Origin of the sequence: Microbacterium sp. cf046 (genome assembly GCF_900114345.1) — a bacterium.
Taxonomy (GTDB): Bacteria; Actinomycetota; Actinomycetes; order Actinomycetales; family Microbacteriaceae; genus Microbacterium.
Genome location: NZ_FOZJ01000002.1, coordinates 610,049 through 634,093, shown reverse-complemented (window position 1 = coordinate 634,093; position 24,045 = coordinate 610,049). Strand labels below are relative to the sequence as shown.

At 69.2% G+C, this 24,045-nt stretch carries 22 protein-coding genes and 1 tRNA gene; 21 read left to right on the top strand and 2 right to left on the bottom strand.

The window, feature by feature from the left end:
- Positions 1-6: 6 nt before the first annotated feature.
- Positions 7-933, top strand: a complete 927-nt coding sequence (fmt, locus tag BM349_RS09255; RefSeq protein WP_091706452.1) for a methionyl-tRNA formyltransferase — start codon at positions 7-9, stop codon at positions 931-933.
- The gene (locus BM349_RS09250; RefSeq protein WP_091706449.1) at positions 930-2,294 is read left to right on the top strand and encodes an RsmB/NOP family class I SAM-dependent RNA methyltransferase; all 1,365 of its coding nucleotides are present in this window, start codon (positions 930-932) and stop codon (positions 2,292-2,294) included. The genes fmt and BM349_RS09250 overlap by 4 nt, the downstream gene beginning before the upstream one ends.
- Positions 2,295-2,315: 21 nt before the next feature.
- On the opposite strand, the gene glsA is transcribed toward BM349_RS09250, so the two are convergent.
- Entirely contained in the window at positions 2,316-3,488 is a 1,173-nt protein-coding gene (gene glsA / locus BM349_RS09245; protein WP_091706446.1) for a glutaminase A, read from the bottom strand.
- A gap of 74 nt (positions 3,489-3,562) precedes the next feature.
- Between glsA and rpe the strand changes: the two genes are divergently transcribed.
- From rpe to BM349_RS09155, 18 genes are all read left to right on the top strand, one after another.
- Positions 3,563-4,222 carry a ribulose-phosphate 3-epimerase gene (gene rpe, locus BM349_RS09240; protein WP_091707226.1) on the top strand — a complete coding sequence of 220 codons (660 nt, stop codon included), beginning with the start codon at positions 3,563-3,565 and terminating at the stop codon, positions 4,220-4,222.
- A 28-nt stretch (positions 4,223-4,250) separates the two neighbouring features.
- Positions 4,251-4,817, top strand: coding sequence for a hypothetical protein (locus tag BM349_RS09235; RefSeq protein ID WP_091706444.1), 567 nt, complete (start codon positions 4,251-4,253; stop codon positions 4,815-4,817).
- Positions 4,818-4,888: 71 nt separating this feature from the next.
- Positions 4,889-5,152, top strand: coding sequence for a phosphoribosyl-ATP diphosphatase (locus BM349_RS09230; RefSeq protein WP_091706441.1), 264 nt, complete (start codon positions 4,889-4,891; stop codon positions 5,150-5,152).
- Between the two features lie 40 nt (positions 5,153-5,192).
- Positions 5,193-6,035 (top strand): ATP phosphoribosyltransferase, encoded by an 843-nt coding sequence (hisG, locus tag BM349_RS09225; RefSeq protein WP_091706438.1) that lies wholly within the window; start codon positions 5,193-5,195, stop codon positions 6,033-6,035.
- 2 nt (positions 6,036-6,037) lie between these two features.
- Positions 6,038-6,799, top strand: a complete 762-nt coding sequence (gene hisF, locus BM349_RS09220; protein ID WP_091706436.1) for an imidazole glycerol phosphate synthase subunit HisF — start codon at positions 6,038-6,040, stop codon at positions 6,797-6,799.
- A gap of 31 nt (positions 6,800-6,830) precedes the next feature.
- Positions 6,831-7,202 (top strand): phosphoribosyl-AMP cyclohydrolase, encoded by a 372-nt coding sequence (hisI, locus tag BM349_RS09215; RefSeq protein WP_091706433.1) that lies wholly within the window; start codon positions 6,831-6,833, stop codon positions 7,200-7,202.
- A complete protein-coding gene (locus BM349_RS09210; RefSeq protein WP_091706431.1) occupies positions 7,199-9,076 on the top strand; it encodes a cell wall-binding repeat-containing protein in 1,878 nt (625 codons plus the stop codon). Before hisI ends, BM349_RS09210 begins: the two co-directional genes overlap by 4 nt.
- 14 nt (positions 9,077-9,090) lie before the next feature.
- Positions 9,091-9,717, top strand: coding sequence for a Trp biosynthesis-associated membrane protein (locus tag BM349_RS09205; RefSeq protein ID WP_254773805.1), 627 nt, complete (start codon positions 9,091-9,093; stop codon positions 9,715-9,717).
- 35 nt (positions 9,718-9,752) lie between these two features.
- Positions 9,753-9,983 carry a DUF6704 family protein gene (locus tag BM349_RS09200; protein WP_091706427.1) on the top strand — a complete coding sequence of 77 codons (231 nt, stop codon included), beginning with the start codon at positions 9,753-9,755 and terminating at the stop codon, positions 9,981-9,983.
- A gap of 35 nt (positions 9,984-10,018) precedes the next feature.
- Complete coding sequence (gene trpC, locus BM349_RS09195) at positions 10,019-10,861, top strand: indole-3-glycerol phosphate synthase TrpC (protein WP_091706424.1); 843 nt, start codon at positions 10,019-10,021, stop codon at positions 10,859-10,861.
- Positions 10,858-12,120 (top strand): tryptophan synthase subunit beta, encoded by a 1,263-nt coding sequence (trpB, locus tag BM349_RS09190; protein ID WP_091706421.1) that lies wholly within the window; start codon positions 10,858-10,860, stop codon positions 12,118-12,120. Before trpC ends, trpB begins: the two co-directional genes overlap by 4 nt.
- Positions 12,117-12,926 carry a tryptophan synthase subunit alpha gene (gene trpA / locus BM349_RS09185; protein ID WP_091706418.1) on the top strand — a complete coding sequence of 270 codons (810 nt, stop codon included), beginning with the start codon at positions 12,117-12,119 and terminating at the stop codon, positions 12,924-12,926. Before trpB ends, trpA begins: the two co-directional genes overlap by 4 nt.
- 10 nt (positions 12,927-12,936) lie before the next feature.
- The gene (gene lgt / locus BM349_RS09180) at positions 12,937-13,920 is read left to right on the top strand and encodes a prolipoprotein diacylglyceryl transferase (protein WP_091706416.1); all 984 of its coding nucleotides are present in this window, start codon (positions 12,937-12,939) and stop codon (positions 13,918-13,920) included.
- A gap of 181 nt (positions 13,921-14,101) precedes the next feature.
- Positions 14,102-18,622 carry a glutamate synthase large subunit gene (gene gltB / locus BM349_RS09175; protein WP_091706414.1) on the top strand — a complete coding sequence of 1,507 codons (4,521 nt, stop codon included), beginning with the start codon at positions 14,102-14,104 and terminating at the stop codon, positions 18,620-18,622.
- Positions 18,615-20,081, top strand: coding sequence for a glutamate synthase subunit beta (locus BM349_RS09170; RefSeq protein WP_091706412.1), 1,467 nt, complete (start codon positions 18,615-18,617; stop codon positions 20,079-20,081). The genes gltB and BM349_RS09170 overlap by 8 nt, the downstream gene beginning before the upstream one ends.
- A gap of 56 nt (positions 20,082-20,137) precedes the next feature.
- Positions 20,138-21,586 (top strand): pyruvate kinase, encoded by a 1,449-nt coding sequence (gene pyk / locus BM349_RS09165; protein ID WP_091706409.1) that lies wholly within the window; start codon positions 20,138-20,140, stop codon positions 21,584-21,586.
- A gap of 74 nt (positions 21,587-21,660) precedes the next feature.
- The gene (locus BM349_RS09160) at positions 21,661-22,050 is read left to right on the top strand and encodes an SHOCT domain-containing protein (RefSeq protein ID WP_091706406.1); all 390 of its coding nucleotides are present in this window, start codon (positions 21,661-21,663) and stop codon (positions 22,048-22,050) included.
- 4 nt (positions 22,051-22,054) lie between these two features.
- Positions 22,055-23,254 carry a low temperature requirement protein A gene (locus tag BM349_RS09155; RefSeq protein WP_091706403.1) on the top strand — a complete coding sequence of 400 codons (1,200 nt, stop codon included), beginning with the start codon at positions 22,055-22,057 and terminating at the stop codon, positions 23,252-23,254.
- A 43-nt stretch (positions 23,255-23,297) separates the two neighbouring features.
- Here BM349_RS09155 and BM349_RS09150 read toward each other — a convergent pair.
- Positions 23,298-23,380 (bottom strand) — tRNA-Leu (locus BM349_RS09150).
- Between the two features lie 41 nt (positions 23,381-23,421).
- Here BM349_RS09150 and BM349_RS09145 point away from each other — a divergent pair.
- Entirely contained in the window at positions 23,422-24,042 is a 621-nt protein-coding gene (locus tag BM349_RS09145) for an ANTAR domain-containing response regulator (protein WP_091706400.1), read from the top strand.
- Positions 24,043-24,045: the final 3 nt, after the last annotated feature.

The window sequence follows — 24,045 nt, the reverse complement described above, 5'->3', positions numbered from 1 at the left end:
AACGCCATGCGCCTCGTTTTCGCCGGCACACCCGATGCCGCGGTTCCGTCGTTGCGCCTGCTCGCGGCATCCGATCACGACGTCATCGCGGCGATCACCCGCCGCGACGCGCCGGTCGGCCGCAAACGGGTGATCACCCCGTCGCCGGTCGCCGTCGCGGCGGACGAACTCGGCATCGAGACGATCCGGACGGATCGAATGGATGCGGACGCGACCGCGCGCATCGGAGCCCTCCGCCCGGACCTCGGAGTCATCGTCGCGTACGGCGGCCTGGTGCGCGAGCCGCTGCTGTCCACGCCCGCGCACGGGTGGATCAACCTGCACTTCTCGCTGCTTCCCCGATGGCGCGGCGCGGCGCCCGTGCAGCATGCACTCATCGCGGGTGACCCCGTGACCGGTGCGTCGGTGTTCCAGCTCGTTCCTGCGCTCGACGCGGGCGACGTCTTCGCGGAGCGCGAGTACCCGGTTCCCGACGGCGCCACCGCCGGAGACGTGCTCTCGGCGCTGTCGGTCGACGGCGCCGAGCTGCTGGAGGAGGTGGTCGACGCGATCGCCCGGGGAACGGCCGTCGCCGTGCCCCAGGCAGGTGAGCCGACGCCCGCGCTGAAGCTCGGCGACGACGACGGGCGCATCCGATGGGCCGAGTCGCGGGAGGCGGTGCTGGCGCGGGTGCGCGGGGTGACCCCTGAGCCCGGCGCGCACACGACGCTGGACGGCTCCCGGGTCAAGGTGCTGACCGCGCGGGCCGCACCCGCCGATGCACCGCGCCTCGAGCCCGGTGCGCTGTCCGCCCTCGGTCGCGACGTGATCGTCGGCACGGCGACCGACGCCGTCGTCCTGGACCGCGTGCAGCCGGCAGGCAAGGGGCCCATGCAGGCCGCGGACTGGTGGCGCGGTCGCCGCGAGGGAGCGCCCACGAGGTTCGAGCCATGAGCTCCGCGAACACCTCCCGTCGCGTCGCGTTCGAGACGATCCGTGCGGTCAACGAGTCGGACGCCTACGCGAACCTGCTGCTGCCGAGAGCGATCGCCCGCGCAGGACTGGACACCGCCGATGCCGGTCTGGCCACCGAGCTGACCTACGGCACGCTGCGCCGCCAGGGCACCTACGACGCCGTGATCGAGATCGCCGCCGACCGCCCCGTCCACGAGATCGATTCGGCCGTCCTCGATGCGCTTCGCCTGGGCGCCCATCAGCTGCTGTCCACGCGCGTCGCCTCGCACGCGGCCGTCAACGAGTCGGTCGAATTGGCGCGGAGCGCCGGCAGCCGCGGAGCGGCCGGGTTCGCGAACGCCGTGCTGCGGCGGATCTCCCGCGACACGCCGGGGGAGTGGATGGCGCGGGTCGCGGCGAGCGCGCGGTCGGATGACGAGCGCCTCGGTCTGGTGTTCTCGCACCCGGTGTGGATCGTGCGGGCATTCCGGCGCGCCCTCGCGGCGGAGGGGCGCGCGGATGAGCTGGAGGCGCTGCTGACCGCCGACAACGCGTCGCCGCGCGTGACGATGGCCGCCCTTCCCGGGCTGGCCGACGTTCCGGATGACGCACGGCACACGCCGTACTCGCCGCTGGGGTTCCGCCTCGGCGGCGGTGACCCCGAGCGGCTCGTCCGGGAGTCGGGCGGCACGCTGCGCGTGCAGGACGAGGGATCGCAGCTGGCAGCACTCGCGCTCACCCGCGCACTTCCCGTCCGGGAGGGCGAGCGGTGGCTCGACCTGTGCGCCGGCCCCGGAGGCAAGACTGCGGTGCTCGCAGCGGAGGCGCTGCAGGGCGGCGCGCGACTCGAGGCGAACGAGGTCTCCCCGGCCCGAGCCGGACTCGTCCGGCAGGCGATCGCCGGAGTTCCGCTCGAGGTGCCGGTCTCGGAGGAGGACGGGCGCACGCGGGCGGGTGCCGGCGGATACGACAGGATCCTCGTGGATGCGCCCTGCACGGGGCTCGGTGCGCTGCGACGTCGACCGGAGGCGCGGTGGCGCAAATCACCGGCCGACGTGCCGGAGCTGACTCAGCTGCAGGGGGAGCTGCTCATCGCGGCGATCGGCGGTCTCCGGCCGGGCGGAATCGTGGCGTATGTCACCTGCTCTCCGCACCTGGCCGAGACGGCCGGCGTCGTCGGCGAGGTCCGCCGCGAGTTCGGCGGCGCGATCGAGGAGCTCGATGCGCGCGCGGTCGTCAGAGACCTCGCCGTCGCCGATCCCGGGCTGCCCCCACAGAACGATGGCTCCGGTCGCGCACAGCTGTGGCCGCACCGTCACAACACGGATGCGATGTCGATCACGCTCCTGCGGCGCCCCTGACTCGTCCCGCGGGCGATGCCGTCACTGCAGCAGACGCACCCTCGGCGCCATGCTGTCGATCTCCGTCTGCAGCACCATGACCGCGGCAGGGTGCGAGCGGGCGAGTTCAGCCGCATCGACCGTGATCACCGCGGCGTTCGGCGCCGCGGTGACGATCTCCCGCAGCATCGACAGCACGCGCTCGGCGCCTGCGAAGCCGAGCTCGCCGCCCAGGCGGACGACCGGGCCCGCCGCGGACTCCTGCACCGAGATGCCCGGCGCTGCGATGCTCTCGTGCGGCTCCAGCAGATGCATTCCGAACCGGTCCGAGAGCATCGCGACGATGGCCTGCGCGCGCACGCTGTTGCCGTGGGCGTCCAGCCGCGGGCTGAACGCGGCGACACCGAACTGCGACGGCGCCACCGCCATCACACCGCCGCTGACGCCGCTCTTGGCCGGAAGGCCGACGCGCAGCATCCATTCGCCGGAGAAGTCGTACATGCCGCAGCTCGCCATGATCGAGGTCACGTCGCGCGCCACCCGTTCGGAGACGACCCGCTCGCGCGTGACGGGGTTGCGACCTCCGAAGGCGAGCGTCGCTGCCATGACCGCCAGATCGCGCACGGTGACGAGCACCGAGCACTGCCGGAAGTAGGTCTCGACGGCATCGTGCACGGACCCCTCGACGATGCCGTACGACTTCAGCAGATGGGCGAGGGCGCGATTGCGATCGCCTGTGGCCGACTCGGACGCGTACACGGACTCGTCGATCCAGAGCGATCGACCCGCGAATGCCGACATCATGGCGACGATCGCGGCGGTGCGTTCGTCGATGTCGGCGCCGGGGATCAGCGAGGTGGTGGCGATCGCGCCGGCGTTGACCATCGGATTGGCGGGTCGCCCGGTCCCCGCCTCGAGACTGATCGCGTTGAACGGCTCGCCGCTGGGCTCGGCTCCCACTCGGGCGAAGACTGCTTCGCGCCCGAACGTGTGCAGCGCCAGTGCGAGCACGAACGGCTTCGACATCGACTGGATCGTGAATTCCGCGCCGTCATCGCCGACCGTCATGACCCGGCCGCGGGGACCGACCACTCCGAACGCGAGCAGGTTCGGATCGGATTCGGCGAGTTCGGGGATGTAGGAAGCCGGCTCGCCAGAATCGTGCGGTCCGATCTCGATCAGCACCTTCTCGAGCAACGCCGTGATGGGGTCCACGGCTCGACCATAATGGACGCGTGCGCAGCCCAGAGGACAGTCGAGAGCAGAGCCGTGCCGGTACGGTGACCGGCATGCGCATCAACCCGAGCATCCTCGCGGCCGATTTCGCGAATGTCGAGAGCGAACTGGCGCGGATCGACGGCGCGGACTTCGTGCACGTCGACGTGATGGACAACCACTTCGTGCCCAATCTCACCTTCGGACCGCAGATGGTCGGGCGCATCCAGGCGACGAGCCCGGTGCCCCTGGATGTGCACCTCATGATCGACGAGCCCGAACGGTGGGCGCCCGAATACGCCGAACTCGGTGCCGCCTCGGTCACCTTCCACCTGGAAGCGGCGACGGAGCCGATCGCCCTGGCCCGCCGCCTCCGCGCGATCGGCGCACGCGCGGGACTGGCCGTCAAGCCGGCGACGCAGATCGAGGGGCTGTTCGACGTCCTCGACGAGTTCGACCAGATCCTCGTGATGACAGTCGAGCCGGGGTTCGGTGGGCAGTCCTTCATGCCGGAGACGATGCCCAAGCTGCGGCTCCTCGCGGATGAGGCGCGCTCGCGCGGGTCGTCGATCTGGCTGCAGGTCGACGGCGGGATCAGCGAGTCCACGATCGCGCAGGCCGCCGAGGCGGGTGCCGATACGTTCGTCGCGGGCTCGGCGGTCTTCGGCGCGGCCGACCCCGATGCAGCGATCTCGGCACTGCGCGCGAGTGCCGTCCGCCACCATCAGCACTGATCCACGGGGAGCGCCCGGAAGGAGCCTCATGGAATCCGACACATCGCCCGGCGAGGAGCCGGCCGTGAAGAAGCCTCCGACGACGACCGACCGTCTGCGCGCGGTGACCGCCAAACCCGCCCGCCACGTGCTCGACGCGTACAGCGGCGAGCACGGCGTGTACGGCATCGTGCTGGTCACCGCCCTGATCGCGGTCGGGTGGGAGGACGACACCGACCTCGAGGTGCTGCTGTTCGTCGTGGGCACCGTGTTCGTCTTCTGGCTTGCGCACATCTATGCCGCCGTCGTCGCGAGCAGGGCCACGGAAACCCCTCTGGTGCTGCGGACCGCCCTCGTGCGCGGCATCCGGCACACGTACGGGATGCTCGTCGCGATGCTGATCCCCGCCTCACTGCTCCTGCTCGCCGTCCTGGACGTCGTCGAGGAGTACACGGCGTACTATCTCGCCCTGGGCAGCGGAATCGTGCTCCTGGCCGCCATCGGCTACGCGAACGCCGCCCGCAACCGCAGTCCCTGGCCGTGGCGGATCGCCGGCGTGCTGGCCACGACCGGACTCGGAATGCTCGTGATCGTGCTGAGCATCATCGTCCACTGAGTGCGAGGACATCGGACGACCGACGCGACGGCGGGCGCCGGAGGGTGTCCGCGGTTCGATACCCTGGCAAAGTGAAAACGTTCGATGCGCTGTTCGCCGAGCTCTCCGCGAAGGCGCTCGAGCGACCCGAGGGATCGGGTACCGTCGCACAGCTGGACGCCGGCGTGCACGCGATCGGCAAGAAGATCGTCGAGGAGGCCGCCGAAGTCTGGATGGCGGCCGAGTACGAGTCGACGGATGCCGCGGCCGAGGAGATCTCGCAGCTGCTGTACCACCTGCAGGTGCTGATGCTCGCGAAGGGTCTCACCCTCGAAGACGTCTACCGACATCTCTGAGCTCCGCCCGCCGAACCCCGAATCCGAAAGCCACCCCGCCATGCTGCGAATCGCCGTGCCGAACAAGGGGTCGCTCGCCGACACCGCCTCCGAGATGCTCCAGGAAGCCGGATACGTCGGTCGCCGCGACCCGAAGGACCTCCACGTCATCGACCCCGAGAACGAGGTCGAATTCTTCTACCTCCGTCCGAAGGACATCGCCACCTACGTGGGATCCGGCGCACTCGATGTCGGAATCACCGGGCGTGATCTGCTGCTGGACGCGCGGATGCCCGGTGCGAAGGAGATCGAGGCGCTGGGCTTCGGCGAGTCGACCTTCCGCTTCGCGGCGCCCCCCGGGAGCTTCAGCTCGGTCGAGGACCTCGAGGGGGTCCGCGTCGCGACCGCCTACCCGGGCCTGGTGGACGGATTCCTGGACGAGCGCGGCGTGGCGGTCGACCTGGTCCCGCTCGACGGCGCCGTCGAGTCCGCCGTCCGCCTGGGCGTGGCCGACGCGGTCGCCGACGTGGTCTCGACAGGCACGACGCTCAAGCAGGCAGGCCTCGAGATCTTCGGGCCGGTGATCCTGCAGTCCGAGGCGGTGCTGATCGAGGCCCCCACGCCTGCCGACGGGACGCAGACCCTGCTGCGGCGGCTGCGCGGCGTGATGGTGGCCCGTCGCTATGTGCTGATCGACTACGACCTGCCTGCGAACCTCATCGACGCCGCGGTGGCGATCGCGCCAGGAATCGAGTCTCCGACGATCTCGCCACTGCGCGACCCCGCGTGGGTCGCCGTCCGGGTGATGAGTCCGCGCAAGGACGTCAATCAGGTCATGGACGCCCTCTACGCGATCGGCGCGCGAGCGATCCTCGTGACGGCGATCCACAACGCACGGCTGTAGTCATGGCTCTCGTCTGCCGCGTGATCCCGTGCCTCGACGTCACCGGCGGGCGCGTCGTCAAGGGCGTCAACTTCGAGAACCTCCGCGACATGGGCGACCCGGTCGAGCTCGCGCGCGAGTACTTCGCGCAGGGCGCGGATGAACTCACGTTCCTGGATGTCACCGCGACGGTGGACGAGCGGGCGACGACCTACGACGTCGTCCGACGCACCGCCGAGGAGGTCTTCATCCCGCTCACGGTCGGGGGAGGGGTGCGTTCGGCGGAGGACGTCGCGCGACTGCTCGGCGTCGGCGCCGACAAGGTCGGCGTCAACTCGGCGGCGATCGCCCGGCCCGACCTGATCGACGACATCGCCGACCGGTTCGGCGCGCAGGTGCTGGTGCTCTCGCTCGATGTGAGACGCTCGGCCGCGACGCACTCGGGCTTCGTCGTCACGACCCACGGCGGCCGCACGCTCACCTCCTTGGATGCCCTCGAGTGGGCGCGCGAGGCGATCGAGCGCGGCGCCGGCGAGCTCCTCGTCAACTCGATCGACGCCGACGGCACCAAGGAGGGGTTCGACCTCGAGCTCGTGGCTCTCATGCGGGAGGTCTCGAGCGTCCCCGTGATCGCATCGGGCGGCGCAGGCAGCGCCGGGGACTTCGCCCCGGCGATCGCCGCAGGGGCGGATGCCGTGCTCGCAGCGAGCGTGTTCCACTCCGGGCAGCTGACGATCGGCGATGTCAAGACCGCGATGAGCGCCGAAGGGATCGAGGTGCGATGATGCCGCGCACTCAGCGAGCGGAGGGCACGAAGTGACAGAGACCGTGGACGAGCGGATCGCTCGCGTGACCTTCACGGCAGACGGACTCGTCGCCGCGATCGTGCAGCAATGGGACACCCGGGAAGTGCTCATGCTGGGCTGGATGGATGCCGAGGCACTTCGGCGCACGCTCACCAGCGGCCGGGTGACGTTCTGGTCCCGATCGCGTCAGGAGTACTGGCGCAAGGGTGACACGTCCGGCAACATCCAACTCGTCCGAGGGGCGCGGCTGGACTGCGACGGCGATGCGATCCTGCTGGAAGTCGACCAGATCGGCCCCGCGTGCCACACCGGCACGCGGACCTGCTTCGATGCGGACGACCTCGATCCGACGGTCGTCACGCAGGAGGACGAGCGGGCATGACGATCGCGCGCAGGAGGATCGCCGTCATGGTCATCGCCCTCCTGGTCGCGGTCGCGGGACTCATCTCGTCCGGCTCTCCCGCCCGTGCGGCATCCGCGGAAGTCACCCGATGGGCAGGTCACGACAGATACGCGACGTCGTCGACGATCAGCGCCCAGTCCTTCCCAGGCGGGGCCCCTGTCGCATTCCTCACGAACGGCCTGGAGTTCTCGGATGCGCTCTCGGGTGCGCCTGCGGCCACTCGCCTCGGCGGACCGGTCCTGCTGACCCAGGTCGCCGGTCTGCCCACGCCCGTCGCCGACGAACTGCGCCGCCTTGCTCCTGCGAAGGTGATCATCCTCGGGGGCGAAGCCTCGGTGAGCACCGCCGTGGAGGACGAGGTGCGCGCATTGATCTCCACCGAGATCGTGCGATGGTCGGGGCCTGATCGATACGCGACCTCCGCCGTCATCAGTGCGGAGTCGTTCCCCGTCGCGAGCCCGGTCGCATTCGTGGCCAGCGGACTCGTGTTCGCCGACGCGCTCGCCGGCGCACCCGTCGCCGGGCAGCTTGGCGGCCCCGTCCTGCTGACTCAGCCCGACGCCCTTCCCGGCGCGACGATGGAGGAACTGCGCCGGCTCGCTCCGGCGAAGATCGTGATCCTGGGCGGCGCGGCTTCGGTCAGCGAACAGGTCCGATCGCAGCTCGCGGCGCTGACGACCGGAGAGGTCTCCCGCTGGTCCGGCGCGGATCGGTACTCGACGGCGATCGCCATCAGCACCGAGGCCTTCCCGACCGGTGCCCCGATCGCGTTCGTGGCCAACGGACTGATCTTCGCAGACGCACTCGCAGGCGCACCGGCGGCCGGCACGCTCGGCGGGCCGGTGCTCCTCACTCAGGCGGGCGGTCTGCCCACTCCCGTCGCGGATGAACTCCGCAGGCTGAAGCCCTCCAAGATCGTCATCCTCGGGGGCGAGGCCTCCGTCTCCGCGACGGTCCGAGACCAGGTGGCCTTCCTCAGCAGCGACTTCCCGCAGGCATCCGGTGGGCGCCTCACACGAGCCACCGAGGTGCGCGCCGGGACGTGTCTCGCGTCGCCGGACGCGAGCCATCAACTGTGTGTCGGCACGGACGGGCGATTCGGCATCTACCGCGGCACGACGCCGCTGTGGACTTCCGGCGCCGCTGACGCGACGGTGCGATCGCTGCGCATCCGCGACGACGGGAACGCGGTCCTGTTCGGCGTCGACGGCCGAGTCATCTGGGAGTCCAGCACCGCGGGAACCGATGCGAGCGAACTGCTCGTGCAGAACGACGGGGACCTGATGCTGACGGCACCGGGCGGTGCGATCGTCTGGTCCAGCATGTCCAGCGCCACGGCACCGCGGTGGCGACTGCCGTTCGCCTCCGGCCAGAGCTGGGCGGCCGGGGCGCCGCACGCGAACTCCGGGGGCACGGTCGGTGCGCGGGGATCGCTGGACTTCGGCCCTCAGACCGGTGCCGACCGGCGCGTGCTCGCCATCGCGGACGGCACGGTGTACCGGGTGCAGTGCGGATCGGCCTCCTACCTCGGCATCAACCACGCGAACGGCTGGCAGTCGACGTACTACCACCTCGTCAACTATCAGGATCAGCTCGTGGGACAGTTCGTCACCGCAGGCACCTACCTCGGCGATGTGGGCCGGACCGTGCCGTGCGGTGGCGGCGCGACATTCGATCACGTGCACCTCACGATCCGCAGGGCCGGAGTCCCGGTGTCGGTGGAGGGCATGCGTTTCGGGGGATATACCGTGCGAAGCTCCGGACAGGATTACTGGGGCTTCTGGACGACCTCGAACGAGGTGCGGGTGCTGACCGCTCAGGGCGGCGCCGCATGCTGTCTCACGGCGCCGTGACATACGGTGGACGAGTGATCCGTCGCGCACGTCTGCTCTCGGTCGTCGCGGTCCTGGCCGTCGGCGCGACCGGGATCATCTCCTCGACCCAGACCTGGCTGGTGGCGACGCTCGACGACGGTGCGGGCCACGAACTCGCCGTCAGTGGAGCGGCCGCGGTGCCGGTTCTCGCACCGCTCAGCCTCGCCGTCCTGGCGCTCGGCGCGGCCCTGTCGATCGTCGGGCTGGTGCTGCGCTATGTCTTCGGCGTCCTGACCGTCGCGATCGCGGCCACCCTCGGCTTCCTGAGCGCGCAGGTGGCGATCACCACGCCGGTCTCGGCCGTCGCCTCCACGGTCACCGGGTCGACCGGCATCACCGGCATCGAAGCCGTGGACGCACTGGTCGCCACGATCACCCCGACCGCGTGGCCCGCGGTCACGCTCACGGCGACGGTCATCCTGCTCGCCGCAGGCCTCGCGATCCTCGTCACGGCCCGCGCGTGGCGCAGGAGCGGACGTCGCTACGAAGCGGATGCCGTCGCCTCCGCCGAACCGCACGGCGGAGCCCCGGCATCCCGCCCTCACGATGCGATCGACTCGTGGGATGACCTCTCGCGTGGCGCGGACCCAACCGCGGATCCGACCGCCGGACCCCGCTAGACTTGCCGCACTCGCGCTATCCCGGAGGAATTTCAATGAGCAACCCCATCGGCGACCCCGGCCACGGACACTCGCCCGCCGCTTGGACCGCCGTCATCATCATGCTCGCCGCGATCGCGATCGGCACCCTTGCGTACTGGTTCGATCTCCCGTGGCTGGTGTGGGCCTCCGTCGGACTCGTCGTGGTCGGCGCGCTCGTGGGGTGGGGCATGGCCAGGGCCGGGTACGGCGTCAACGGCTCGAAGTACACGCCGAAAGAGCATTGACGACTCATGCTGAGCGAACGCCAGTGAGTCCGAGCATGCTCGCCGACCTCACGGCCGGCGCTGTGCAGGATGCCGAGACTCGCGCCTCGGAGCGCCCGTTCGCAGCCGTCGAACAGGCGGCGCTCGCGATGCCCGCACCGCGCGACGCCCTCGCCTTCCTCGCCCCTGCCGACCGTGTGAAGATCATCGCGGAGGTCAAGCGCGCGAGCCCGTCGCGCGGTGACCTCGCCGCGATCCCCGACCCGGCGCTGCAGGCGCGGCTCTACGAGCAGGGCGGCGCCTCCACGATCTCGGTGCTGACCGAAGGTCGCAGATTCAAGGGCAGCCTCGCCGACCTCGAGGCGGTGCGAGCCGCCGTGACCCTCCCGGTGCTGCGCAAGGACTTCATCGCGACGGAGTACCAGGTCCTCGAGGCCCGAGCCTCCGGCGCCGACCTGGTGCTGCTCATCGTCGCCGCGCTCGAGCAGGATCTCCTCGCGCGCCTGCACGCGCTCACACTCGACCTCGGCATGACACCCCTCGTCGAGACCCACTCCGCCGACGAGGTCGCGCGCGCTGCCGACATCGGCGCGAAGCTCATCGGGGTCAACGCCCGCGATCTGTCCACATTCGAACTCGATCGCGACCTGTTCGGCCGGCTGGCCGCCGCCATTCCGGATGACGCGGTCAGGATCGCGGAGTCCGCCGTGCTCACACCCGCCGATGTCGCGCACTATCGAGCCGCGGGTGCTGATGTCGTGCTCATCGGCGAAGCCCTGGTGACAGGCGACCCCGTCGCCACCCTGACAGCGTTCCTGGAGGCCGGATCATGCGAAGTGCTGAGCAATCGGCGGTCGTCGAGCGAGCTGCAGGCGCGACGGAACGGAGATTCGGCGTGAGCCTGCGCGAGGCCCCTGGGCCGTACTTCGGCGAGTTCGGCGGTCGTTACATGCCCGAATCGCTCATCGCGGCGATCGACGAGCTGACCGCCGTGTACGAGGCGGCCATGGCCGATCCCGCCTTCGATGCCGAATTGCGAGGCCTGCTCCACTCGTACGCCGGACGCCCCTCTGCGCTCACCGAAGTGCCCCGATTCGCGGCTCACGCCGGCGGCGGGCGGGTCTTCCTCAAGCGCGAGGACCTCAACCACACCGGCTCGCACAAGATCAACAACGTGCTCGGCCAGGCTCTGCTGACCAAGCGGCTCGGCAAGACGCGCGTGATCGCGGAGACCGGAGCCGGTCAGCACGGCGTGGCCACCGCCACGGCGGCGGCGCTGTTCGGCTTCGAGTGCACGATCTACATGGGCGAGGTCGACACGCAGCGCCAGGCGCTGAATGTGGCGCGCATGCGGCTGCTCGGCGCAGAGGTCATTCCGGTGACGACCGGTTCACGGACATTGAAGGACGCGATCAACGACGCATACCGTGACTGGGTGGCGAGTGTCGAGACGACCAACTACATCTTCGGGACGGCGGCGGGTCCGCATCCGTTCCCGGCGATGGTGCGCGACTTCCAGCGCATCATCGGCGAAGAGGCCCGCGCGCAGCTCATCGACGAGATCGGCCGCCTGCCGGACGCCGTGTTCGCGTGCGTCGGCGGAGGCTCGAACGCGATCGGCATGTTCGATGCGTTCCTGGACGACGAGGGCGTCAAGCTCTACGGCGTCGAGGCGGCCGGCGACGGCGTCGACACCCCGCGGCACGCGGCATCCATCGAGCGCGGTCGGCCGGGCGTGCTGCACGGTGCGAAGACCTTCGTGCTGCAGGACGAGGACGGCCAGACGATCGAGTCCCACTCGATCTCTGCCGGATTGGACTATCCGGGCGTCGGCCCCGAGCACGCGTGGCTCGCATCGATCGGCCGTGCCGACTACATCCCGGCGACCGATGACGAGGCGATGCAGGCCCTGCGCCTGCTGTCGGAGACCGAGGGGATCATCCCCGCGATCGAGTCAGCGCATGCGCTGGCCGGCGCTCTGCGAATCGGGCCCGAACTCGGACCGGATGCGGTCATCGCGATCTGCCTGTCGGGGCGGGGCGACAAGGACATGGACACGGCGGCCCGCTATTTCGAGCTGTACGACGCCGACGCGGCGGAGGCCGTCGCGGCCGCCGCATCCGCCGAGGCTGCCAAGGGCGACGGAATGGAGCTGTGAGCGCACGGACCGCGTCCCGCGTCGCAGCGGCGATCGACGCCGCGCACGCCGACGGCCGCGGAGCGTTCGTCGGATATCTGCCCATCGGCTTCCCCGATCTGCAGACCAGCATCGACGCCGCCGTCGCGCTCGCCGAGAGTGGGGGCGACATCCTCGAACTCGGCCCGCCGTACTCCGACCCGGTGATGGACGGCACGGTCATCCAGGAGGCGACCCAGGCCGCGCTGGCCGGGGGATTCCGCCTGCGCGACACCTTCACCGCCGTGCGTGAGATCACGCGACGCGTTGATGTGCCCGTGCTGGTGATGACGTACTGGAACCCGGTCATGCAGTACGGCGTCGACCGCTATGCCGACGATCTGCTCGACGCCGGCGGCGCCGGACTCATCACGCCCGACATCACGCCGGATGCAGCGGCCGACTGGATCGCCGCGAGCGAGCGCACCGGGCTTGACCGCGTGTTCCTGGCCGCGCCCACCTCCACCGACGAGCGCCTCGACATGATCATCGAGGCCTCCACCGGATTCGTGTACACCGTCTCGACGATGGGCATCACGGGGGAGCGGACGGAATTGGATGCCGCCGCCCGGCGCCTCGTCGAGCGGATGCGTGCCCGCAGCAGGGGCGACCTTCGCGCGTGCGTCGGAATCGGGATCTCCACAGCAGAACAGGTAGCCGGTCTGCTGGAGTACGCCGACGGCGCGATCGTGGGCACCGCGCTGGTCCGCGCCCTCCGCGACGGGGGAATCGAGGGGCTCGCCGAGACCGCGCGGGCCTTGGCTGCAGGCACTCGACGGCCCGCTTAGACTCGTGGGCATGACGTTCGCCCCCTCGAGCGCGCTGAACGGCGTGCTCGCCAGCATTCCCAGCCCGTCGGTCAGCTACATCGACCTCGGCCCGCTGCGCATCCACTTCTACGCGCTGTGCATCATCGCCGGCATCATCGCGGCCACGCTGCTCACGAACTGGCGCTTGAACAAGCGGGGGGCCGAGCCCTGGGTCGTCATCGACATCTCGCTGATCGCGGTTCCGCTCGCGATCATCGGCGCACGCATCTACCACGTCGCCACCCACCCGGGCTTCTACTTCGGGGAGGGCACCGACATCTGGGCGATCTTCCGCATCTGGGAGGGCGGCATCGCCATCTACGGCGCCCTCATCGGCGGCGGGATCGGCGCATGGCTCGGCTGCCGGTGGACCGGCATCCGCTTCTGGACCTTCGCTGACGCCCTGGCCCCCGGCCTCCTGCTGGCACAGGCCATGGGGCGCTTCGGCAACTGGTTCAACCAGGAGCTCTACGGCCTGCCCACCGACCTGCCCTGGGGCCTGGAGATCGACGCCGACAACCCCGCGTTCCCTCCCGGTCTCGCCCCCGGCACCCTGTTCCACCCGACCTTCCTGTACGAAGTGATCTGGAACTCGCTCGGCGTGCTGTTCCTGCTCTGGGTCGGAAACAGGTTCCGGCTGCAGTGGGGGCGGCTGTTCGGCCTGTACCTGGTCTGGTACAGCGCTGGACGCATCGTGTGGGAGTCGATCCGAATCGATCCGAGCGAGATCATCCTTGGCCTGCGCAGCAATGTCTGGGCCGCGATCCTCGGCGTCGTCCTCGGGCTCGTGATCTTCTTCGTGCAGAAGCGTCGGCACCCCGGCTACGAGCCCTCCCCATACGTGCCCGGCCGCGAGTGGAAGCCCGCGGGCACGGTACAATCGCAGGACACCGGCGACTTCGTCGACGTCAGCGAACCACCGACGGACGAAGTCACCGCGGGCACCGCCACAAGCACAGCCGTCTTGAAGTAGCACTTCGCGGAGTAGCACTCCTCCGAACGGTGGACCTTCAGCTTCCGCAGTTCAGGGCCGACGTCGTCCCATCTTGAGCATCAATGTGAGGACGGTAGGTATGTCTTCGAGCCTTGGTCTTGACAGGCACAGGCACGGCGCCGCAGAGCAGTCGCTCGGCACGTTCCCCCCGAAGCAGGGGATGTACAACCCTGCCTTCGAGAAGGACGCGTGCGGCCTCGCCATGGTCGCGACCCTTCGCGGCGAGGCCGGACACGACATCATCGATCTGGCCCTGACCGCGCTGCGCAATCTCGAGCACCGCGGGGCGATCGGATCGGACGCGGGCACCGGCGACGGGGCCGGCATCCTCACGCAGATGCCCGACGCCTTCCTGCGCGCCGTCGTGGACTTCGAGCTCCCGCCGGTGGGGGAGTACGCGGCCGGCATGATCTTCCTGCCGCGCGACGACGAGGCGCGCGCGGCTCAGAAGGCGGGCATCGCCAAGATCGCCGAGAGCGAGAATCTCGTGCTGCTCGGATGGCGCGACGTTCCGACCGCGGATGAGAACCTCGGCAAGCTCGCGTTCGATGCGCGACCGGTCTTCGAGCAGCTCTTCGTCTCGCGTCCCGCCGTCGGCGACGCACCCGCCCTGTCGGGGATCGCGCTGGACCGGCGCGTCTTCCGTCTGCGCAAGCGCTCGCGGACCGAGCTCGGCACCTACATCGTGTCGCTGTCCTCCCGGACGCTCGGGTACAAGGGCATGGTCACCACGCTGCAGCTCGAGCCGTTCTACCCCGACCTGCAGGATGAGCGCTTCGCCTCGGAGCTCGCCGTCGTCCACTCGCGCTACTCCACGAACACGTTCCCGTCGTGGCCGCTCGCGCAGCCGCTGCGGATGCTGGCGCACAACGGCGAGATCAACACCGTGAACGGCAACCGCAACTGGATGCGGGCACGTCAGTCCCAGCTCGAGTCGGAGCTGCTCGGCGACATCCGCCCGCTGCTGCCGATCTGCACGGCCGGTGCCAGTGACTCCGCCTCGTTCGACGAGGTGCTCGAGCTGCTCACCCTGACCGGGCGCAGCCTGCCGCACGCGATCATGATGATGGTGCCCGAGGCGTACGAGAAGCAGGCGGACATCGATCCGAAGCTGCGCGCGTTCTACGACTACCACTCGATGCAGATGGAGCCCTGGGACGGGCCGGCCGCGCTCATCTTCACGGACGGCACCCTGGTCGGCGCCACGCTCGACCGCAACGGCCTGCGCCCGGGGCGCTGGACGGAGACCACGGACGGACTCGTCGTCATCGGCAGCGAGACCGGCGTGCTGGATTTCGCCCCTGAGCGCATCAAGCGCCGTGGACGCCTGCGCCCGGGCCGCATGTTCCTCGTCGACACCGCTCAGCGGCGGATCGTCGAGGAGGACGAGATCAAGGCCCAGCTGGCCGACCTCGAGCCCTGGCAGGAGTGGCTGGACGCGGGCCGCGTGCGGCTCGCCGACCTGCCCGAACGCGAGCACATCGTGCATCCGATCGCCTCGATCACGCGGCGCCAACGCACGTTCGGCTACACCGAGGAGGAGGTGCGCATCCTGCTGACCCCGATGGGTCAGAACGGCGCAGAGCCCCTCGGCGCCATGGGCTCCGACACACCCGTCGCCGTGCTGAGCCAGCGGCCGCGCCTGCTGTTCGACTACTTCACGCAGCAGTTCGCCCAGGTGACCAACCCCCCGCTGGACTCGATCCGCGAAGAGGTCGTCACCTCGCTCGCCCTGGGCCTCGGGCCGGAGCGCAACCTGCTCAGCTGGGGCGCCGACCACGCCCGGTCGGTCACGCTCGACTTCCCGGTGATCGACAACGACGAGCTGGCCAAGATCCAGCACATCGACACGGCCCTCCCGGGCCGCTCGTCGGTCACGATCCGTGGCCTGTACCGCGTCGAGGCCGGCCACAAGGGCATGCAGAAGCGCATCGCCCAGATGTGCACGGAAGTCGACGAGGCGATCGAGGACGGCGCGGAGTTCATCGTCCTGAGCGACCGCGACTCGAACAAGGACCTCGCTCCGATCCCATCGCTGCTCATGCTCGCCGCCGTGCATCACCACCTGATCCGCAAGGAGACGCGCATGAAGTGCGGTCTCGTCGTGGAGGCCGGCGACGTGCGCGAAGTGCATCACGTCGCGACCCTGATCGGCTACGGCGCATCGGCGGTCAACCCCTACCTGGCGATGGAGACGGTCGAGTATCTGGTCCGCGCCGGCTACATCACCGGAATCACGCCCGAGAAGGCCGTCAAGAACCTGATCTACGCGCTCGGCAAGGGCGTGCTGAAGATCATGTCGAAGATGGGCATCTCGACAGTGTCCTCGTACGCGGGCGCCCAGGTGTTCGAGGCCATCGGCCTGTCGCAGGACTTCGTCGACTCGTACTTCACCGGCACGGAGACCAAGCTCGGCGGGGTCGCGCTCGACGTGATCGCGGCGGAGAACGCCTCCCGGCACGCCTACGCGTACCCCGAGGATGCGGCAGTTCGGGCCCACGAGCGCTTGTGGACCGGCGGCGAGTACCAGTGGCGCCGCGACGGGTCGCCGCACCTGTTCAACCCCGACACCGTCTTCCGGCTGCAGCATTCCACGCACACGCGGAGGTACGACATCTTCCGCGAGTACACGAAGCTCGTGGACGACCAGGCATCCGAGCTGAAGACGCTCCGTGGACTGTTCGCGCTCAAGTCGGGCGTGCGCAAACCCGTCCCGATCGACGAGGTCGAGCCGGTGTCGTCGATCGTGAAGCGGTTCTCCACCGGGGCGATGAGCTACGGCTCGATCTCCAAGGAGGCGCACGAGACCCTGGCGATCGCGATGAACCGCCTCGGGGGCAAGTCGAACACCGGCGAAGGCGGCGAGGACGTCGACCGGCTGCTCGACCCGGAGCGCCGCAGCGCGATCAAGCAGGTCGCCTCGGGGAGGTTCGGAGTCACGAGCCTCTACCTGACCAAGGCCGACGACATCCAGATCAAGCTCGCGCAGGGTGCGAAGCCCGGCGAGGGCGGCCAGCTGCCGCCCACCAAGGTGTACCCGTGGGTCGCCCGGACGCGCCACGCGACAGCGGGAGTCGGCCTGATCTCACCGCCGCCGCATCACGACATCTACTCGATCGAAGATCTCAAGCAGCTCATCTTCGACCTGAAGCGCGCGAACCCGACCGCTCGGGTGCACGTCAAGCTCGTGAGCCAGTCCGGCATCGGCGCGGTCGCAGCGGGAACCGCGAAGGCACTCGCCGACGTCATCCTGGTGTCCGGCCACGACGGCGGGACCGGCGCAAGCCCACTCAACTCCCTGAAGCACGCCGGCACGCCGTGGGAGCTCGGACTCGCCGAGACCCAGCAGACCCTCATGCTCAACGGCATGCGAGACCGTGTCGTGGTGCAGGTCGACGGTCAGCTCAAGACGGGTCGCGACGTCATCATCGGCGCACTGCTGGGCGCGGAGGAGTTCGGCTTCGCGACCGCGCCCCTCGTCGTCTCCGGGTGCATCATGATGCGCGTCTGCCACCTCGACACCTGCCCGGTCGGCGTCGCGACGCAGAACCCCGTCCTCCGCGAGCGCTTCGCGGGCAAGCCCGAGTTCGTGATCAACTTCATGGAGTTCATCGCCGAGGAGGTGCGAGAGTACCTCTCCGAGCTCGGATTCCGCTCGCTGGACGAGGCCATCGGCCATCACGAGATGCTCGACATCAACGGCGCGGTCGAGCACTGGAAGGCGAGCGGGCTCGACCTGACGCCGATCCTCACCGGACCGGCATTCGGAGACGAGCAGTCCCGGCGCAACACGCGCCCGCAGAAGCACGAGCTCGACGAGCACTTCGACGTCCCCATCATCGAGGCGGCCCGCGATGTCATCGCGCACAGCGGCACCATCACGTTCGATCTGCCGATCCGCAACACGGAGCGCGCCGTGGGCACGATGCTCGGACATCACGTGACGCTCGCCCACGGCGAGAACGGGATGCCGTCCGGCTCGATCGTGATCAACCTGACCGGCTCGGCAGGTCAGTCCTTCGGCGCATTCATGCCCGCCGGGATCACACTGCGACTCGAGGGCGACTCGAACGACTACGTCGGGAAGGGCCTCTCCGGCGGCCAGATCGTCATCCGCCCCCCGCGCGGCGCGACCTTCGACGCATCACAGAACGTGATCGCCGGCAATGTGATCGGCTACGGCGCCACCCAGGGGACCATGTTCCTCCGCGGCGTGGTGGGGGAGCGCTTCTTCGTGCGCAACTCCGGTGCCACCGCCGTGGTCGAAGGAGTGGGCGACCACGCGCTCGAGTACATGACCGGGGGGCTTGCCGTGATCCTCGGCGCGACCGGACGGAACCTCGGCGCCGGCATGTCCGGCGGCACGGCGTACATCTACCGGCTCGACGAGAAGCTGGTCAACCGCGAGGCGCTGAGCACCGGCGAGCTCGAACTCGGGGAGCTGGGCTCGGGGGACGCCGAGATCCTGCGCGATCTCCTCGAGCAGCACCGGACCGAGACGGACTCCACGCTCGCGGCATCCCTCCTGGAGAACTTCGACGACGAGCTCGAGAACTTCGTCAGGGTGATGCCGCGCGACTACGCGGCCGTGCTGCTGACCCGCCAGGAGGCGGTGGCCGAGGGGCTGGACCCCGACGGCGACGTCGTCTGGACCCGCATCCTGGAGGTGACCGGTGGCTGACCCGAAGGGCTTCCTGAAGGTGACGGACCGCGAACTGCCGCCCCGTCGCCCCGTGCCCGTGCGCATCATGGACTGGAAAGAGGTCTATGAGCCGGGCGACTCCGCGGTGCTGCGCCGGCAGGCCGGCCGCTGCATGGACTGCGGCATCCCGTTCTGCCACAAGGGGTGCCCGCTCGGCAACCTCATCCCGGAGTGGAACGATCTCACCTGGCGCGGCGAGGGTCGATCCGCTATCGAGCGGCTGCATGCGACCAACAACTTCCCGGAGTTCACCGGTCGCCTGTGCCCGGCACCCTGCGAGAGCTCGTGCGTGCTGGGCATCAATCAGCCCGCCGTCACGATCAAGCAGATCGAGGTGTCGATCATCGACGAGGCGTTCTCGAACGGCTGGGTCGAGCCCGAGCCGCCGGGCCGCCTGACCGGCAAGACGGTCGCGGTCGTCGGCTCCGGTCCTGCCGGACTCGCCGCGGCGCAGCAGCTCACCCGCGCGGGCCACACCGTGGCCGTGTTCGAGCGCGACGACCGCATCGGCGGCCTCCTGCGCTACGGCATCCCGGACTTCAAGATGGAGAAGCGCCACCTCGAGTACCGGCTCCGTCAGATGCAGGACGAGGGCACGCGCTTCCGCGCCGGAGTGGAGATCGGCAAGGACATCTCCTGGAACGACCTCCGGGCCCGGTATGACGCTGTCGTGATCGCCACGGGAGCGACCCTGCCGCGTGAGCTGTCGATCCCCGGGCGGGACCTGGCCGGTGTGCACGTCGCGATGGAGTACCTGGTCGAGTCGAACAGGGCACTCGCAGGCGACTCCGTGCCCAACCAGATCACCGCGGAGGGCAAGCACGTCGTGGTGATCGGCGGCGGCGACACCGGCGCGGACTGCATCGGCACCGCGCACCGTCACGGTGCCCTCAGCGTGACCAACCTCGCGATCGGAAAGCAGCCACCCGGAACCCGGCCGGAGAACCAGCCGTGGCCGATGGCCCCGCTCGTGTTCGAGGTCTCCTCCGCGCACGAGGAGGGCGGTGAGCGCTCCTACCTCGCCTCGACGGTCGAGTTCCTCGGCAACGACGCGGGCGAGGTCCGCGCGCTGCGGGTAGCCGAGACCGAGTTCGTCGACGGACGCCGCGTCCCCAAGAGCGGCACCGAGCGCGAGATCCCGGCCGACCTGGTGCTCATCGCGATGGGCTTCACCGGTCCCGAGCGGAGTCTGCTCGAAGAGCAGCTCGGCGCGCAGTTCACGGCCCGCGGCAACGTCGAGCGCGAGGAGGACTACCAGACCACCGCACCCGGCGTGTTCGTGGCCGGTGACGCCGGCCGCGGTCAGTCGCTCATCGTCTGGGCGATCGCCGAAGGTCGTGCCGTGGCCGCGCACGTCGACGAGTTCCTGATGGGCGAGACCGCGCTGCCCGCGCCGGTGCGTCCGACCGATGTCGCGATCGGCCTGCAGCCCGCGTAGGCTGGCCGCGGCCCTTTCGCCAAGCCCCCAACAAACCACCCGGAGCAAACACACCGATGAGACGCGCCAAGATCGTGGCCACCCTGGGCCCCGCCACCTCCACCTATGAGCAGGTGCGGGCGATCATCGAGGCGGGTGTCGACGTCGCGCGAATGAACCTCAGCCACGGCGACTACACGGTTCATGAAGCCAGCTTCGCGAACGTGCGCAAGGCGGCGGAGGATGCCGGCCGCCCCGTCGCCGTGCTCGTCGACCTCCAGGGCCCGAAGATCCGGCTCGGCAGGTTCGCCGACGGCCCGCACGATCTCGCCGTCGGCGACATCTTCAAGATCACCACCGAAGACATCGCCGGAACCAAGGAGATCGTCTCGACGACGTTCAAGGGCCTTCCGCACGACGTCAAGGCCGGCGATCACCTGCTGATCGATGACGGCAAGGTGCGCGTCGAGGTGGTCGAGGTCGAGGGACCCGTCGTCACGACCAAGGTCATCGTGGCCGGCACGGTCTCCAACAACAAGGGCATCAACCTTCCCGGTGTCGCCGTCAACGTCCCCGCTCTGTCAGAGAAGGATGAGGCCGATCTGCGCTGGGGACTGCGCATCGGCGCCGACCTGATCGCGCTGTCGTTCGTCCGGAGCGCGAAGGACGTGCAGCGCGTGCACGTGATCATGGCCGAGGAAGGACGTCACGTCCCCGTCATCGCCAAGATCGAGAAGCCGCAAGCGGTCGACAACCTCGAGGAGATCATCGACGCGTTCGACGGCATCATGGTCGCCCGCGGCGACCTCGGCGTCGAGCTCCCACTGGAGGCCGTGCCGATCGTGCAGAAGCACGCCGTCGAACTGTGCCGCCGCATGGCCAAGCCGGTCATCGTCGCCACCCAGATGCTCGAGTCGATGATCGACAACCCGGTGCCCACCCGCGCCGAGACCAGCGACGTCGCCAACGCCGTGCTCGACGGCGCGGACGCGGTCATGCTCTCCGGAGAGACCAGCGTCGGCAAGTACCCGGTCGTCGTGGTCGAGACCATGGCGCGCATCATCGCGTCGACCGAGGACCACGGCCTGGAGCGCATCGCGCCCCTGACGGTGAAGCCCCGCACGCAGGGCGGAGCGATCACGCTCGCAGCGATGGAGGTCGCCGACTTCGTCGAGGCGAAGTACCTCTGCATCTTCACCGAATCCGGTGACACCGCGCGCCGCATGTCGCGCCTGCGCCCGAAGATCCCCATGATCGGCTTCGCGACCGAGCCCGCGATCCGGCGCCGCATGGCGCTCACGTGGGGCGTGCAGTCGGCGCTCGTCGAGCACGTCGCCCACACGGACCGCATGTTCATCCAGGTGGACGACTTCTTCCTCGCCAACGACCTCGCGAAGGTGGGCGACAAGGTCGTCGTGATCTCGGGATCCCCTCCCGGAATCGTCGGCTCGACCAATGACATCCGGATCCACAAGATCGGCGACGCCGTCCACGGAAAGGCCCCGATCTACCAGTCGCGCGAGTAGCGCGTCGCCGTATCCGGGAATGGTCGTGCTCGCTATGCTGAGCGCGACCATTCCTGATTTCGGAGGTGCCCGCCATGGGTTTCGGTGACTTCTTCTGGTACCTGCTGTGGATCTTCTACTTCACGGTCTACATAATGATGGTCTTCCTGATCATCATGGACCTCTTCCGCGATCACAAGCTCAACGGGTGGTGGAAGGCGGTGTGGATCATCTTCCTGATCTTCGCCCCGTTCCTCACCGCGCTCGTGTACGTCATCGCGCGCGGGCGCGGCATGGCCGAGCGCAACGCCGCCGCACGAGGGGGCGGTGTGCCGGAGGCGGACGACTACAAGCCCTCCGCCTCGTCGACGCCCGCGCAGGACATCGCGCAGGCGAAGGAACTCCTGGATGCCGGCACCATCAGCCAGGGCGAATACGACGCCCTGAAGAGCAAGGCGCTCGGGAACCAGTACTTCGGGGCATGACCGCATGACCCCGCCCGCCGCGGAGGGGAGCGCATCCGCGCAGGAGAACACGACCGAGGACGAGCACCGTCCCGGGCGGCGCGTGCACTGGCTCGAACTCTTCTTCGACCTCGTGATGGTCGCCTACATCGGTCAGATCGCGCACACGATGCACGGAGATCCGGGCTGGGCCGACGGTTTCATCTTCTTCGCCCTGCTGGCGGCCGCCTGGTGGGCGTGGGTGAACGCGACGGTCACGATGAACCTGTTCGGCGCACGGGTCACCCCGTCGATCTGGGTGGCGGTCACGATCGGGATGATCGCGATCGGCGTGATGGCGGCCGCCGTGCCGGAGGCGCTCACCGACCGCGCGGCCGCCTTCGCCATCGGCAACGCCGTCGTCAGGCTCGTCTGGGGCTGGCCGTGGCTGACCAAGCGCCGCCTCACCGGCGTGCCGTGGTGGCGACCGGTGCTGTACTGCCTGGTTCCGGCGGCGCTGTGGGTGATCTCGGTGTGGGTGCCGGCACCCTGGCAGTACCTGGTGTGGGGCTTCGCGGTTGCCATCGAGATCGTCCTGCTGAGCTTCCTCGGCGGTCAGCGCACGTGGCTGCGTCAGGCGCTGGATGTCGACCATCTCATCGAGCGTGTCGGGCTGCTGGTCGTGATCGTCTTCGGTGAGTCCATCCTCGCGATCATCGCGGAGCTCGACGCGCATTGGACGCTCCTGTCCGGGATCGCCGCTGTGCTCGGGTTCGCGGCGGTGTCGATGCTGGCCTGGATCTTCTTCGGCTATGCGACAGCGGCTGTCGAGCGGGGCCTGCGTCGGCTGCAGCTGCGCGGGAGCATCGGGGGACTGCGCGACACCGTCATGTATCTGCCGTTCCTGCTCGTGGCCGGCATCGTGCTGTTCGCCTCCGGCATCGGCACGGCCGTGGCGGATGCCGGACATCCCCTGCCGATCGGCGCGGCCGTCTGCATCAGCGCGGGCGTGAGCCTGTTCTTCATCACGAGCATCGCCGAGTCTCTGCGGTACGGAGCCCCATGGGGGGACGTCGTGCTGTGGGGACCCGCGGGAGCGCTCCTGCCGTGGCTGCTCGTGCCGCTCTCGATGGCGGTGGACGCGGAACTCGTCGTCGCGGCATCCGTCGTGCTGATCGCGCTGTTCGTGGCGCTCAACGAGATCAACGTGCGGCGGGTGCGGGCGCGCTGGGCGGCCGAGGCCTGAAATCTTCGAAGGGCGACCCCATCGGGGCCGCCCTTCGAATTCGTACCGGTGGTGGGACTCGAACCCACATGCCCTTTCGGACAAAGCATTTTGAGTGCTCCGCGTCTGCCATTCCGCCACACCGGCCCGGGCGCTTCCGCGAACGACCATACCGTAGGATGAGGCGTGTGACTGAGCAAGAGCAGGCCACTGGGTCTCCGGCATCCGCGCCCCGACGAGTCGTCGTTGCGGAGGATGAATCGCTGATCCGGCTCGACATCGTCGAGATCCTCCGAGACAACGGCTTCGACGTCGTCGGCGAGGCGGGTGACGGTGAGACCGCTGTGCAGCTGGCCACCGAACTGCGTCCCGATCTGGTCATCATGGACGTGAAGATGCCGCAACTGGACGGCATCTCGGCGGCCGAGAAGCTCAGCAAGAACCACATCGCACCCGTCGTCCTGCTGACCGCCTTCAGTCAGAAGGAGCTCGTCGAGCGCGCGAGCGAAGCAGGCGCCCTGGCGTACGTCGTCAAGCCGTTCACGCCGAACGACCTGCTGCCCGCGATCGAGATCGCGCTCGCGCGCTACGAGCAGATCATCACGCTCGAAGCCGAGGTCGCCGACATGGTCGAGCGCTTCGAGACCCGCAAGCTCGTGGATCGGGCCAAGGGCCTGCTGAACGAGAAGATGGGGCTCAGCGAGCCCGAGGCGTTCCGCTGGATCCAGAAGGCGTCGATGGATCGCCGCCTGACGATGCAGGATGTCGCGAAGGCGATCATCGAGCAGCTCGCCCCCAAGAAGGGCTGAGCC

Excerpts from the sequence above, each read along its gene's own strand:
- rpe (WP_091707226.1), top strand. The coding sequence starts at position 3,563 with ATGCGCATCAACCCGAGCATCCTCGCGGCCGATTTCGCGAATGTCGAG.
- lgt (WP_091706416.1), top strand. The coding sequence starts at position 12,937 with ATGACGTTCGCCCCCTCGAGCGCGCTGAACGGCGTGCTCGCCAGCATT.
- hisF (WP_091706436.1), top strand. The coding sequence starts at position 6,038 with ATGGCTCTCGTCTGCCGCGTGATCCCGTGCCTCGACGTCACCGGCGGG.
- BM349_RS09250 (WP_091706449.1), top strand. The coding sequence starts at position 930 with ATGAGCTCCGCGAACACCTCCCGTCGCGTCGCGTTCGAGACGATCCGT.
- BM349_RS09160 (WP_091706406.1), top strand. The coding sequence starts at position 21,661 with ATGGGTTTCGGTGACTTCTTCTGGTACCTGCTGTGGATCTTCTACTTC.
- BM349_RS09235 (WP_091706444.1), top strand. The coding sequence starts at position 4,251 with ATGGAATCCGACACATCGCCCGGCGAGGAGCCGGCCGTGAAGAAGCCT.
- BM349_RS09155 (WP_091706403.1), top strand. The coding sequence starts at position 22,055 with ATGACCCCGCCCGCCGCGGAGGGGAGCGCATCCGCGCAGGAGAACACG.
- fmt (WP_091706452.1), top strand. The coding sequence starts at position 7 with ATGCGCCTCGTTTTCGCCGGCACACCCGATGCCGCGGTTCCGTCGTTG.
- trpC (WP_091706424.1), top strand. The coding sequence starts at position 10,019 with ATGCTCGCCGACCTCACGGCCGGCGCTGTGCAGGATGCCGAGACTCGC.
- gltB (WP_091706414.1), top strand. The coding sequence starts at position 14,102 with ATGTACAACCCTGCCTTCGAGAAGGACGCGTGCGGCCTCGCCATGGTC.
- BM349_RS09210 (WP_091706431.1), top strand. The coding sequence starts at position 7,199 with ATGACGATCGCGCGCAGGAGGATCGCCGTCATGGTCATCGCCCTCCTG.
- pyk (WP_091706409.1), top strand. The coding sequence starts at position 20,138 with ATGAGACGCGCCAAGATCGTGGCCACCCTGGGCCCCGCCACCTCCACC.
- hisG (WP_091706438.1), top strand. The coding sequence starts at position 5,193 with ATGCTGCGAATCGCCGTGCCGAACAAGGGGTCGCTCGCCGACACCGCC.
- BM349_RS09200 (WP_091706427.1), top strand. The coding sequence starts at position 9,753 with ATGAGCAACCCCATCGGCGACCCCGGCCACGGACACTCGCCCGCCGCT.